Annotated in this window: 8 protein-coding genes and 1 other RNA gene; 5 read left to right on the top strand and 4 right to left on the bottom strand. The window is 76.0% G+C overall.

Annotated elements, in window-relative coordinates; genetic code table 11:
* Positions 1 to 104: 104 nt before the first annotated feature.
* Both C892_RS0112905 and C892_RS0112900 read right to left on the bottom strand, forming a co-directional pair.
* A complete protein-coding gene (locus C892_RS0112905; RefSeq protein ID WP_017557553.1) occupies positions 105 to 1,931 on the bottom strand; it encodes a PH domain-containing protein in 1,827 nt (608 codons plus the stop codon).
* Entirely contained in the window at positions 1,928 to 2,443 is a 516-nt protein-coding gene (locus C892_RS0112900; protein ID WP_193374778.1) for a PH domain-containing protein, read from the bottom strand. The genes C892_RS0112905 and C892_RS0112900 overlap by 4 nt, the downstream gene beginning before the upstream one ends.
* 208 nt (positions 2,444 to 2,651) lie before the next feature.
* On the opposite strand from C892_RS0112900, the gene C892_RS0112895 reads away from it, so the two are divergent.
* Together C892_RS0112895 and C892_RS0112890 are read left to right on the top strand one after the other, a co-directional pair.
* Positions 2,652 to 3,635 (top strand): daunorubicin resistance protein DrrA family ABC transporter ATP-binding protein, encoded by a 984-nt coding sequence (locus tag C892_RS0112895; RefSeq protein ID WP_017557551.1) that lies wholly within the window; start codon positions 2,652 to 2,654, stop codon positions 3,633 to 3,635.
* The gene (locus C892_RS0112890) at positions 3,632 to 4,459 is read left to right on the top strand and encodes an ABC transporter permease (RefSeq protein WP_017557550.1); all 828 of its coding nucleotides are present in this window, start codon (positions 3,632 to 3,634) and stop codon (positions 4,457 to 4,459) included. The genes C892_RS0112895 and C892_RS0112890 overlap by 4 nt, the downstream gene beginning before the upstream one ends.
* A gap of 310 nt (positions 4,460 to 4,769) precedes the next feature.
* Here C892_RS0112890 and C892_RS32590 read toward each other — a convergent pair whose 3' ends face one another.
* Positions 4,770 to 8,255: an AfsR/SARP family transcriptional regulator gene (locus tag C892_RS32590; protein WP_017557549.1), complete on the bottom strand. Its 3,486-nt coding sequence runs from the start codon at positions 8,253 to 8,255 to the stop codon at positions 4,770 to 4,772.
* A 297-nt stretch (positions 8,256 to 8,552) separates the two neighbouring features.
* Between C892_RS32590 and C892_RS0112880 the strand changes: the two genes are divergently transcribed.
* The 3 genes from C892_RS0112880 to rnpB all read left to right on the top strand — a co-directional run bounded on the left by C892_RS0112880 (position 8,553) and on the right by rnpB (position 12,083).
* On the top strand, positions 8,553 to 9,074 hold the full coding sequence (locus C892_RS0112880) for a YbhB/YbcL family Raf kinase inhibitor-like protein (RefSeq protein WP_017540591.1): 522 nt from the start codon (positions 8,553 to 8,555) through the stop codon (positions 9,072 to 9,074).
* 297 nt (positions 9,075 to 9,371) lie between these two features.
* Positions 9,372 to 11,528 carry a hypothetical protein gene (locus C892_RS32585; RefSeq protein ID WP_026124327.1) on the top strand — a complete coding sequence of 719 codons (2,157 nt, stop codon included), beginning with the start codon at positions 9,372 to 9,374 and terminating at the stop codon, positions 11,526 to 11,528.
* A gap of 168 nt (positions 11,529 to 11,696) precedes the next feature.
* An RNA gene (gene rnpB / locus C892_RS30000) (RNase P RNA component class A) lies at positions 11,697 to 12,083 on the top strand.
* 309 nt (positions 12,084 to 12,392) lie between these two features.
* Here rnpB and C892_RS0112870 read toward each other — a convergent pair.
* Positions 12,393 to 12,740 carry a hypothetical protein gene (locus C892_RS0112870; protein WP_017557548.1) on the bottom strand — a complete coding sequence of 116 codons (348 nt, stop codon included), beginning with the start codon at positions 12,738 to 12,740 and terminating at the stop codon, positions 12,393 to 12,395.
* Positions 12,741 to 12,778 lie beyond the last annotated feature (38 nt).

Genomic DNA, 12,778 nt, shown 5'->3' with positions numbered 1-12,778 from the left:
CGAGTCGGGGTAATACCGGCGAGTATTACCCCGGCTTTCCCGAGATCAACGGGGGTGTCGAGGCGGGGGCCGGGCCGGGGCGGGGCGTCTCCGCGGCCCGCGTCCTATTCGGCGGGGTCGTCCTCCGGCGGCGGCTCTTCGAGGAACGGGCGGACCATCTCGGGGGTGACCCCGGCGGCGAAGGACACCGACTCGGCGAAGTCCGCGTCCACGGCCGTGTACCCGCCCGCGCCCGCGCCCACCGCGGCGGTCAGGTGGGCCAGCCCCGCGCGGCGCTGGAAAAGGCTCTGCTTCCAGTACCACCCCACGACCGCCTCGCGGCGCACCACCGCCTGCTTCCTGGCCAGCGACCCCGAGCGCACGCTGATCCGGTCCCCGTCGCTGCCGTGCCCCAGCGACCGGTAGCGGTCCACCGCCAGCGGCACCCCGAGCAGCGCCAGGAGCAGCAGCGGCACCATCGCCCAGTACCAGCCCGCGGCCGCGGCGACGGCCGCGGCCAGCGCCGGCGGCACCACCGCCCGGATGAACCGCCGCCGCAGCGCGGCGCGCGGGTGGCGCAGCAGGCCGCCCTCGTACCCGCCCAGCGTGCGGTCCACGATCTGCCCCACCTGGTCGCGCGGCCCCGCCGGGAGCAGCACCGCGCGCGTGGAGGCGTCCCCCAGACCGGTCATGATGGCGCGCAGGCGCACCACCGAGCGCGTCCGCTCCAAGGGGCTGTCGGCGAGTTCATGGCCCCGGATCCGGCGCCGCTCCAGGGTGACGCTCTGGCGGGTGAACAGGCCCCGCTCGGTGACCAGGGACTCCTCCCCGCCGACCAGCCGGAACCTCCAGTGGCCCACCGCGTAGGCGACGACCGCGAACACCGGCATCATCAGGACGATGACCAGCAGCAGGCCCAGCGCCACCCCCGCCACCACGAGGACGCCGCCCTCGGCCGAGACCCACCGGTACAGCACCAGCGCGCGCTCGCCGGCCTCCAGGGCGCCCATGCGCTCCAGGAGGTCCCCCAGGCCCTGCGAGACCAGGCCCAGGACCGCGGCCAGCGCCACGAACGGGGTCAGCAGGTAGCCCACGCTGAGCATCCCGTAGGAGTACCAGCGTGTCGGCATGCTGAAGTAGACGTGCTCGGCGGCCGCCGCCGGCTCCGGGGCGCCGGGCCCGGGGGCGCCGGGCACCCCCTCGGCGGCGGGGGCTGCGCCCTCGGCCCGCTCCTCGGCGCCGGTCCGCTCACCGGCCCGCAGAACGGCCCGGCGGTGCAGCAGGTCGTCGCGGAGGCGGCGGGCCGCGTCGGCCGACACCGCGTCCAGCTTGCCCTCCTCGTCGCCGCCCCCGCCGGCGGCCGCCTCCACCTTGACCACCGCCAGCCCGAGCACCCGGTGCACCAGGCTCGTGGTGACGTGCACCCCGCGGATGCGCTCCAGGGGGATGGTGCGGCGCGAGCGCCCGATCCACCCCCTGCGGATCTCCAGCCGGTCGGCGCCCACCTGGTACCGGAAGGTGAGCCAGGTGTAGACGCCGGTGGCGACCATGCCGACCAGCGCGGCGAAGAGGCTGCCGAGCACCCAGGGGTTCTGCGTCGCGCCGAAGGCGATGAGCACCAGCGGCACGATGAAGTTCTTCATGTAGGTCAGCGGGGCGGCGACCAGCATCAGCGGGCTCAGGCGCTGCCACGGCTCGTCCGGGGAGAGCTCCTCCCCGGACGGCGGGGCGTCGCCGTCTTGCTCCCCGTCGCCCGCGGCGCCCGTCCCGTCCGTCGCCTCCTGCCCGGACGGGGCTCCGTCGGCCCGCGCCTGGGCGGGAACGTCGGCCTGGGCACCGGCTCGGGCGCCGGCCGGGGCCTGTCCTTCGGCCCACCCGTCGGCCCGACCGTCCGGGCGCCGGGGGGCGTCCCCGTTCCCCCCGCCGTTCTCCGTGCCGTCCTGCGCGCTCATGTGGCGTCGTCCTGCAGGTCGCCGGCGCGCACCGCCAGGTCCTCGGAGATCTCCCGCGCCCGGTCGACGTCGAGCCCCTCGATCGTGGAGGACCCGGCGTGCGAGGCCGTCTGCACCTCCAGGGTCGCCACCCGGAACATGCGCTCCATCCAGCCCTGGGTGTGGTCGACCGTCTGGATCCTGGTGATCGGCACCAGCTGCCACTCCCGGCCGATCCAGCCCTTGCGGGTGTAGATGACGTCCTCGGTGACCTCCCACCGGTGCACCCGGTAGCGGAACCGCGGAACGACCGCCGTCTCGACCACCCCGAACACCGCGAACACCACCGGCGCCCACCAGGCGTTGTCGCCGACCCACCCCGGGATCCACGACCAGCCGACGGTCATCGCCCCCCATGCGGCGACTCCGAGGACGGCGACGATGACCACGTTCCCCACCGCGGATTGGAGGGTCCACATCGGTACGGCACGGGGGGAGACGCGGTGCTGGGGCGGTCGAAGGCGGGAGCTCATCACCCGACGAGTCTACGGGCGGGCCCGCACGCCCCAGAAGCCGCAACGACGGGCAAAGGATCGCCCACGCCCGAAATGGGGGGCGGGCCGGCGGCGTTGTCCCTGGCATCGCCCTCTCCGCTGCCCCACGGGTGTCAGTCGTGATCTCAGTGCTTTGTCAGCCCCCACCACCAGACTTGGACCCGATACATCCGATTTGGAGGCACAGATGACAGACGCCATCCGCGCGGAGGGCCTCGTGAAGCGGTTCAAGGGGACCACCGCGCTCGACGGGGTCGACCTCGTCGCGCGTGCGGGGGCCGTGCTGGGCGTCCTCGGCCCCAACGGGTCGGGCAAGACCACGACCGTCCGGATCCTCGCGACCCTGCTCGCCCCCGACGGCGGACACGCCACGGTGGGCGGCCACGACGTGGTCCGCGAACCGCACGAGGTCCGGCGCACCATCGGGCTCACCGGCCAGTACGCCGCCGTCGACCAGGACCTGACGGGCTCGCAGAACCTCGTGCTGATCGCCCGGCTGCTGGGGTACTCCCGCGCGGGGGCGCGGGCCCGGGCCGCGGAGCTGCTGGCCCGCTTCTCCCTGGGCGAGGCCGCCGACCGCCCCGCCAAGACCTACTCCGGGGGCATGCGCCGCCGGCTGGACCTGGCGGCGAGCCTGGTCGGCCGGCCGTCCCTGCTGTACCTGGACGAGCCCACCACCGGGCTGGACCCGCACAGCCGCAACGAGCTGTGGGAGGTGGTGCGCGGGCTGGTCGACGACGGGGTGACGGTGCTGCTGACCACCCAGTACCTGGAGGAGGCCGACCAGCTCGCCGACGACATCGCGGTGCTCGACCACGGAAAGGTCATCAGCCGCGGCACCCCCGACGAGCTCAAGGCCCGGGCCGGGGCCCAGGTGCTGCAGGTGCAGCCGGTCCACGGCGCGGAGCTGGAGCGGGCCGGCGGCATCGTGGAGCAGGTCACCGGCAGCGAGGTGCGCACCGCCGAGCGGACCGCCAGCGCCTCGGTGACCGACCCGGCGGTGATGCCGGAGGTGGTGCGGCGCCTGGACGACGCGGGCATCGCCGTGGCCGAGCTGAACCTGCGCAAGCCCAGCCTGGACGAGGTGTTCCTGGCCCTGACCGGGCACCCGGCCGATGACGCCCCCGGCGGCGCGGACGGCGCCGCCCCTGCCGAGAGGACGAACGCATGAGCGCCGCGACGACCGCGGAGCCGGCGGCGCCCGCCGCCGGAGCGCCCCCCGCACCCCGGGTCACCCCCGCGGTGGCGGTACGGCACGGGGCGCTGCTGGCCTGGCGCAGCCTGCTCAAGATCAAGCGCAACCCCGAGGAGGTCCTCGGGCTGACGTTCATGCCGCTGATGTTCGTGGCCCTGTTCGTGTTCGTCTTCGGGCAGGCCATGATGGGCGACTGGCAGGCCTACCGGGACTTCATCATCCCGGGCATCACCGCCCAGTCGGTCATCTTCGCCACGGTCGGCACGGGCGTGGCGCTCAACACCGACATCGAGAAGGGCATCTTCGACCGGTTCCGGTCCCTGCCCATCGCGCGCTCGGCGCCGCTGGTCGGTGCCATCCTGGGCGACCTGGTGCGGTACGGCCTGACGGTGATCGCGGTGCTGGTCGTGGCCGTGCTCATCGGCTACCGCCCGGAGGGCGGGGTGCCGGGCGTGGTCGCTGCGGGCGCGGTGGTGCTGCTGTTCGCCTTCGCCCTGTGCTGGCTGTCGGCGTTCATGGGACTGCTGATGCGCACCCCCATGGCGGTCAACATCTTCGGCTCGATCTGGATGTTCCCGCTGACCTTCGGCGCCTCGACCTTCGTCGACCCCGACGACATGCCCTCGTGGATGGGGGCCTTCGCTGAGGTCAACCCGGTCACCCACGTGACCGACACGATGCGCGGCCTGATGGAGGGCGGCCCGGTGGCCGAACCGCTGATGTGGACGCTGGTGTGGGTGGTGGTCATCATCGGGATCTTCTTCCCGCTGGCCACCCGCGCCTACAGGCGCCGCGCCTGAGACACGGGCGGGTACGGCCTTTCGCTCCAGGGAGAGCGGAAGGCCGTACCCGTGTCCGCACCCGTGTCCGCACCTCTGTCCGCGACCGCCCGGCCGAGGCACGGCAAGGAACGATCGACGGGCCCCGCTCCCCCGACCCGATCCCCGCATCCCCCGCATCGTGCGACAGGCGCGGGACCGAGCCTCGGGAAAAGCCGCGTGGACGAGTGCTCCCGGCCGTCGATCCCGTACCCGGACAGGGGTCCATCCGGCGGGCCCCGTACCGGGGCGCCCGCCGGCACCGCCCCACCGCTACCGGCTCCCTCCGGCCTCAGGAGGGCGGTCCGGCCTCCGGTGCGTCCTCCCTCCAGGCCTCGACGTGGCGGGCGACCAGCGCGACGGCGTCCTCGGGGGCGGACTGCGCCCCGCGGGCGTAGGCCTCCTCGTACCCGTCCCGGCCCAGCTCCTTGGCCAGGTCACGGGCCAGCCGCGCCAGCGCCCCGTCGGTGGTGAACGGCAGCCCGCGCAGCGCCTCCGCCGCTCCCAGGACGGTGGCGGCGTCCTCGGCCCGCCCGCCTTCCTCCCCCAGGATCAGCGCGGCGGCCTCCGCGACCGCCGCCGCCTGCTGCCCCTGCAGCCACGTGTGGACCAGCTCCCAGGCCTCGGCGGCCGTCCGGCGGGCCTCACGGGCCTGCCCCGACGCCAGGAAGGCCCGTGCCAGCATCGTCCTCCACACCGGCTCCAGGTGCAGGCGGGCCACCGACTTCGCCTGGTCGGCACCGAAGAGCACCTCCCACATCAGGTCCCGCGCCGCCTCGGGCCGCCCTTCCCGCAGCTCGACGTCGGCCCGGTAGAACACGAGCGACTGCCGGGTGTCCGGGGTCGCCGCCGCAGCCCCGGCGTCCGCCAGCCCGGCACGCGCCCGCTCGGTGCGCCCCATGCGCGCGTCGATCACGGCCCGGTGCCCCAGCAGCGCCGCCAGCTGGTCGGACAGCCCCAGCTCCCGGGTGATGCGCACCGCTTCGTCCAGCAGCCCCATCGCCCGCTCGCCGTCCTCCAGCGACTCCAGCTCGGCCAGCAGGAACAGCACGTGGGTGAGCACCCACCGGTCGGCGCCGTCGCTCAGCCCGGCCAGGATCGCCCGCATCCGGTCGCGCCCCTCGCGCGCACGCGCGGGGAAGGACTGCATGACCAGGGTGGCCGCGAACGCCTCGATGTTCATGCGCCGCCACGGGTCGGCGCGCTCGGCCGCCGCGTCCAGCCGGGCCACCGTCCCCTCCGGGTCGCGCCCCAGCATGGCCAGGAAGACCGGGACGAACACCAGCGACACGTGGTCCTCGCAGCGCTCGCCCGCCGCGTGCACGATCTCCTCGACGCGCTCCAGCTCGGCGCGGACCCCCTCCACGACCTCCGCGGCCTCGTCCATCCCGGAGGACCGCCGCCCCAGGTCCTTCTCCAGGGCACGGGCGAAGCGGCACTCGGCGTAGGCCAGCTCGTACCCCGGCGGGGGCTCCTCCCCGACCAGCGCCAGCGTCTCCTCGGCCCAGCGCGCCAGGTCCGACCAGGCGTCCACGCGCATCGCGTACAGGAACGCGGTGGTCACCAGCTCCAGCGCCGCACGGGCGTCTCCGGCGGCCAGGGTGCGGCGCACCGCGGCCGCGTAGTTCTCGTGCTCCTCGCGCAGCCGCGCCAGCCACCGGAGCTGGTCGGGGCCGCGCAGCGGCTCCTCGGCGGTGCGCCACAGCCACCTCATGCGGCGCGCGTGCGCGGCGCGGATCCGTTCCCGCTCGCCGCTCTCGGCCAGCCGCTGGGCCCCGTAGGCGCGCACCGTCTCCAGCATCCGGTAGCGGGGCTGGCCCTGCCCGTCGGCGTCCCCGCCGTCCACCTCCACCAGCGACTTGTCGACCAGGGCGAACAGCACCGACCACACGTCGCGCCCGCCGACCGTCCCGCAGTCGGCGCCGCCGGCGGGCGCGCCGTCCGGGTCGGCGCCCGGGCCGCCGCCCGGGTCGGCGCCGCCCTCCGGCCCCGCATCGAGCGCGGCGTCGGCGCACACCGCCTCCACCGCGTCCAGCGCGGCGCCGCCGACGAAGACCGACAGCCGGCGCAGCAGCGCCTGCTCGGGCCCGTCCAGCAGCTCCCAGCTCCAGTCCACCACCGCCTGCAGCGTCTGGTGGCGCGGGCGCACCTGGCGCGGGCCCGAGGCCAGCAGCCGGAACCGGTCGGTGAGCCGCTCGGCCAGCTGCGGCAGCGGCATGGCCCGCACCCGGGCCGCCGCCAGCTCCAGGGCCAGCGGCATCCCGTCCAGCTCCCGGCAGATCCGCACCACCGGCTCGGCCGTGGCCTCGTCCACCGCGAAGGCGGGCCGCCAGGCCCGCACCCGGTCGGCGAACAGCCGCACCGATGCGTACCCCGCCGCCTCGGCGGGCCCGGCCCCCTCCGGCGGCAGCGCCAGCGGCGGCACCGCCTGCAGCCGCTCGCCGGTCACCCCCAGCGGCTCCCGGCTGGTGGCCAGCACCCGCACCCCCGGGCAGGCGGCCAGCAGCCGCTCCACCGCGTCGGCGACGTCGCCCACCAGGTGCTCGCAGTTGTCGGCGACCAGCAGCAGCCGCCGCCCGGACAGCACCTCGGCGGCCCGCCCCAGCGGATCGTCCACCACCCCGCCCACCTGCAGCGGGGTCACCGCGCGCTCACGCACCCCCAGGGCCTCCAGCAGCGCCTCGGGCACCGCGGCGCCGTCCCGCAGCGGGGCCAGGTCCAGGAACCACACCCCGTCGGGCACCAGTCCGGGGCGGTCGGCGGCCAGCCGCTCGGCGGCCTCCACCGCCAGCCGGGTCTTGCCCGACCCGCCCGGGCCGACCAGGGTGAGCAGGCGCTCCCCGGACAGCAGCGCCAGGGCGGCCCGCAGCTCCTCGTCCCGGGCCACGAACGCGGTCAGGGACGTGGGCAGCCGCACCGTCGGCCCCGCCGCGGGCGGCGGCTCCGCCGACTCCGGCGCCGCACCGGCCGGCCCGGCCGGCCCGCGGGCGTCCTGCCCGCCGCGGGCGGAGGGCGCGGGCGCATCGGGGGCGCCCCCCTCCAGCTCTCCGCGCAGCAGGCGCAGGTGCAGCCCGGCGATCCGCTCGGAGGGGTCGATGCCCAGCTCCTCGGCGAGCCCGGTGCGCAGCCGGTCGTAGGCGGCCAGCGCGTCCACGGTGCGTCCGGAGGCGGCCAGCGCCCGCATCAGCAGCTCCACCGGGTGCTCGCGCAGCGGCTCGCGGGCGGCCAGCGCCTCGATCTCGGGCAGTGCGGCCGCGTGGTCCCCGGCCTCCACCCGCGCCCCCAGGTGCTCGGCCTGCACCGCGCGCAGCTGCTCGGCCAGGCGGACCGCCTCGCCCTCGCCTCCGGCCTCGGCGAACTCCGGCAGCGGGTCGCCCCGCCACAGCTCCAGGGCCCGGCCCAGCAGCTCGGCGGCGGCCCCGGCCTCGCCCTGGGCGCGGGCGCGCCGCCCCTGGCGCACCAGCTCCTCGAACCGCCACAGGTCGACCTGGCCGGGGTCGACCTCCAGGCGGTAGCCGGAGGCGTCCCCGACCACCGGCGCCTGGTCGCCCAGCACCTTGCGCAGCCGGGACACCAGCGCCTGCAGGGCGTTGGCGGCGCCGGTGGGGGCGTCCGAGCCCCAGATGGCGTCGATCAGGCGCTCGGTGCCCACCGTGCGCCCCGGGGCCAGCAGCAGCATGGCCAGCAGGCGGCGCAGGCGGGTGCCGCCCACCGCGACGGGCCGGCCCGCGCCGTCGCGGACCGCCAGTGGACCGAGTATGGAGAACCGCACCGTCATATGATCCCCGATGTGGGCCCCGCTCCCTCCACGGATCGCCCGGCCGCCCCGGCCGGGCCCGGCCACGTCCGGGAGACCGGCGGCCGGACACTCCGGCCGTCCAGGGTCCGCGCCCCTCCGCACGGCAGTAAGGTGCGGTGGGGACAAGCAGCACGGCGCGCAGCGCGCGGCATTCCGGCAGACCCCTCTCAGGCCCGACGACCGTTTCGCAGGAGCCCCATGATCTCGGCAGCACGTCACCGTTCCACCGGCCCCGGCCGCGCGGTCCGCTCACGTGCCCCCGGCAGGCGCAGAGCCGTGCTGGCCGCCGGGGCGGCGGCCGCCCTGGCCGCGGCGGGCGGCTGCACCGGATTCACGCCCGGGAACGGCGAGCTGACCGACGACATCAACGTCACCAGCACACTGCTGATGGAGGGCAAGCCGCTGCCCGAGGCCTTCACCTGCCACGGCGACGGCGAGGGCGGCTCGCCGCCGCTGCAGTGGTCGGGCCAGCCCGGGGACGCCGCGTCCTTCGCGATCGTCGCCGACGACCCCGGTGCCGCGGAGGTGTTCTGGCTCCTGTACGACCTGGACCCGGCCACCGTGGAGATCCGGCAGGACAGCGTCCCCCAGCCGGCGCACCCCGGGGAGAACAGCTTCGGGGACACCGGCTACACCCCGCCCTGCTCCGAGGAGGACGACCCGCACGAGTACCGGTTCACCGTCTACGCCCTGGACCAGAAGCTGGACCTGCCGCAGGGCGCCCCGCTCAGCCAGGCCCTGGAGCAGATCTCGGCGCACGCGGTGGCGCGGGGGTCGCTGGAGACCTCGGCCGAGTAGCGGCGGCGGGCACGGCCGCCCGGTCGGTGCCGCACCGCTCCGATGAGCGGCCGCACCCCGCGGACGCGAAAAAATCGGCGGTCACCCGCTGCACCCGCGGCACAACTGGGCATAAAGTGGGGCCGTGTCCCCCCTCCATTTACTGATGACCGAAAACGGATTCGACGGTGCGAGGCGCCTGCGCGGCCAGAGCGCGCGCACGGTGCCCCGTCACGGGGGCCACCAGTCCACGCACGTCACCCCCGCCGGTGGCACCTCCGTCCCCGACAAGGCCACGGCCCCAAGGGTGGTGCAAGCATGACCGTACTGATCGCAACGATCGTCGCGATCATCGTCGTCCTCCTCGTCCTCGTGCTGATCCTGCTGGGGATGCGGGCCCTCAACCACGGGCGGGACGACGGTTTCGACGACTTCGACGACGGCTACGACGAGCGCGCCGAGGACGGGCGGGACGACGAGCGCCCGGCGCGCCGCGGCCGCTCCCGCCGCTCCCGCGCCTCGGCGGACTGGGACGACGACTCCGACATCTCCGGCAGCTCCTTCTGGTCGGACACCGAGGAGCCCGCCGACGACGCCGACGACGGGCCCGCCCCGCGCGGCCGCTCCCGCGCCGGGCGCCGCGAGGCCCGCCGCGACACCCGCGCCGAGTCCACCGACGCCATGGCCGCGCTCGACGAGGAGGACGGCGCAGACGAGGCGGACGACGAGCCCGCTCCGCGCGGCCGTTCGCGGTCCGGGCGCCGCAAGGGCCGCCGCGACACCCGCGCGGAGGCCACCGGCCCCATGGGCCCGGTCGACGACGAGGACGCCCCGGAGGCGTCCGGCCCCTCCCCGGCCGGGCCGCCCGAGCCGGAGCCCGAGGAGGCCCCGCGCCGCTCCCGCGGGCGCCGTGCCCGCCGCGGCGAGCGCGACGCCGACGCCCCTGCAGCGGCGGCGCCGACGGCGGGCGCCGACGACGGCCTCGCCAAGCTCGCCAGCCTCGGCCAGGGCGGCGCCCCGGCCCCGTCCGCACCGGCGCCCGCCTCCGCGTCCGCGCCTGCGACCGAAACCCCCGCACCGGCCGACCCCCTCGGCCCGGCCGCGGCGCCGGACCCCCTCGCCGGCACCGCGACCGGCCGGCGGAACGACCCGAACGACCCGCTGGGCCCGCCGGCCTCCGCTCCCTCCCCCGCTCCCGGCTCTCCCGGCGCGGCCCCGGCCCCGGCGGCGAACGACCCGCTGAGCGGACCGGCGCCGTCCCCCTCCCCTGCCGGGGGAACGTACGGCTCCCCCTTCTCCTCCGCCGCCGCTTCCGCCTCCGACGACCCCCTGGGCGGGCCGTCCTCGTACGGCTCCGCCGCCCGCACGACCCCGGGCGGCTCCCCCCTCGGGTCCGCGTCCTCCTACGACACCGGCTCGTACGACACCGGCTCCTACGGCGCCGGATCGTTCACCACCGGGTCGCACTCCCGCACGACCGGTTCGCACGCGCGGCCCGCCGCCGGCTCCCCCTTCGACACCGGGGCCTACAGCCGCGCCGCGGCCCCCGGCGGCGGGTACGACTCCCCGTCGTCGCCCTACGACACCGGCAGCCACTCCCGCCCCGCCGCCTACGGATCCGCCGGGCCGGCGCCCTCCACGGGCCCCTCCTACGACGCCGGGCCGCCCGCGCGCCCCGCGCCCGGCTCGCCCTACGACACCGGGGCCTACAGCCGCGCCGCGGCCCCCGGCGGCGGGTACGACTCCCCGTCGTCGCCCTACGACACCGGCAGCCACTCCCGCCCCGCCGCCTACGGCGACCCGCTCGCCGACCAGGGGCCCGGCCGCCGGGGCGTGGCGGCCGAACCCGCCGCGCCGCTGTGGTCGGGCATGGACGCCGGAGCGCCGCAGCGCCCCGAGGCTCCGGCGGCCCCGCAGTCCGGCTACGGCACCGACTTCGGCTCCGGCTACGGTCCGGGCGCACCCGCGGCGCCCACCCCGCCTGCACCGCCCGCGCCGACGGGAGGCGCCGACGGCGCCGGGTACGGCGCACCGGCCCCGCGCCAGGCCTACGGAGCCCCGCCCGAGCAGGCCACCGGCGGCCAGCCGTCGATGGCCCCGCAGACCGGCTTCGAGCCGGGCTACACGGGCCCCTCCTACGGGCAGGCGGCCTCCTACGGCACGGGCGGCTACGACGCCTCGTCGTTCGGCTCCCCCTACGGCGCCGCGGGCCAAGGCGGCGCCACCGGCGGCCCTGCGCCCTACGGCGGACCGGGCGCCCCCGCGGCACCGACCGGCGGGCAGGCCCCCTACGGCGGGGCCGCGGGCTACGGCGACGCACTGGGCGACTACGGACACCCGCCCGAGGCCACGGGCGGCTACCCGGCCTACGGCGGCCCCTACCCGGGCCAGGGCGAGGCTCCCGACCCCGAGGGGCGCCAGTGGCGGCCGGGCGACTACGGCGGCTATGGAGGCTACGGCGACGCGCTCCGCTGACAGCCCACTGACACATCGACAGGGCGGGTGCCCCCACAGGGGCGCCCGCCCTCTGCCATCGGAGGGGTTCCACCGGGGGCGCCTGCCGACCGCCCGGCGGCTCCCCTCGCGGCGCAGAACCGCAGCGGTCCCGGGACCGCCCGCGAGCGCGTAGAATTCGGTCACGGGAGAGTCGGCCAGACGGTCGCGGCGCCCATTGCCGGCGTCGAGGAAAGTCCGGACTCCACAGGGCAGGGTGGTCGGTAACACCGACCCGGGGCGACCCGCGGGACAGTGCCACAGAGAACAGACCGCCACCGCTCGCGGTGGTAAGGGTGAAACGGTGGTGTAAGAGACCACCAGCGGCCGGAGTGATCCGGTCGGCTAGGTAAACCCCACCCGGAGCAAGGTCGAGAAGGGGGCGCAGGCCCCCGCGCGGACGTTCGAGGGCTGCCCGCCCGAGGTCCGCGGGTAGACCGCACCGAGGCCGTCGGCAACGGCGGCCCCAGATGGATGGCCGTCCGCCCCCGGGCGACCGGGGGCCGACAGAATCCGGCTTATCGGCCGACTCTCCCCTCTTTTCCACTTTTCGCCGGGAAGAGTCCTGTATACCCACTAGCCACGAGCAGGGACGAGAAGCGACTCCACCGGACCGCCGCCACAGAGCAAGCCGACCAAAGCTTGGGCGCCGAGCGGGCGGCGCCAGCGCCCGGAAGGACGTTCACCCCCGCAAGTGCAGAGAAGATGCGCTGTGCAGGCGGGGCACCTCGGGTCACTCGCTGAGCCTGCAGCACTCTGCACCGACGACTCGCATTGCTGTCGCATCAGCCAGCCTGGTGGCGGCCGGGCTCGCCGACATCCCCCATGCTCCCGCGGATGGTGGTGTCACACAGAGCTGAGGTCCCCTACGACTTCCATGTGGTTATCCATCCGGTCGATCCGGGGCCACTTCCGTGTGGTCGCTCCAGCAGCATGCAGGGCGGTGCGCAGCACGGCGAACGCCTTCTGCGCGGCCTTGAGGACATCCCCCGTATCCACCAGGATCTCAACGGTGAGCACGCTGCGCGCGGCGTCGCTGCTGACCACGGTCTCGATGACTTCACGGTTGCACTGCTCAAGAGCCGCCAGCTCCTCCATCAGCCCCGTGGCGCGCTCGTGGAACTGCTCAGCGGGGACCGCCGTGCCGCCGACGTGGATGTCCACGACGACCATCACCGCTGTCTCAGGCGTCACTGGTCCTCCTTCATGCAGCTCTGACGAAGTACCCACTT

It is taken from the genome of Nocardiopsis baichengensis YIM 90130 (assembly GCF_000341205.1).
Classification (GTDB): domain Bacteria; phylum Actinomycetota; class Actinomycetes; order Streptosporangiales; family Streptosporangiaceae; genus Nocardiopsis_A; species Nocardiopsis_A halophila.
Note: the sequence above shows the minus strand (reverse complement) of the source record. Positions and strands in the feature narration are given on the sequence as shown.

Bases quoted from the DNA above. Each gene is read 5' to 3' on its own strand.
- C892_RS0112905 (WP_017557553.1), bottom strand. From the start codon at position 1,931: ATGAGCGCGCAGGACGGCACGGAGAACGGCGGGGGGAACGGGGACGCC.
- C892_RS0112900 (WP_193374778.1), bottom strand. From the start codon at position 2,443: ATGAGCTCCCGCCTTCGACCGCCCCAGCACCGCGTCTCCCCCCGTGCC.
- C892_RS0112895 (WP_017557551.1), top strand. From the start codon at position 2,652: ATGACAGACGCCATCCGCGCGGAGGGCCTCGTGAAGCGGTTCAAGGGG.
- C892_RS0112890 (WP_017557550.1), top strand. From the start codon at position 3,632: ATGAGCGCCGCGACGACCGCGGAGCCGGCGGCGCCCGCCGCCGGAGCG.
- C892_RS32590 (WP_017557549.1), bottom strand. From the start codon at position 8,255: ATGACGGTGCGGTTCTCCATACTCGGTCCACTGGCGGTCCGCGACGGC.
- C892_RS32585 (WP_026124327.1), top strand. From the start codon at position 9,372: ATGACCGTACTGATCGCAACGATCGTCGCGATCATCGTCGTCCTCCTC.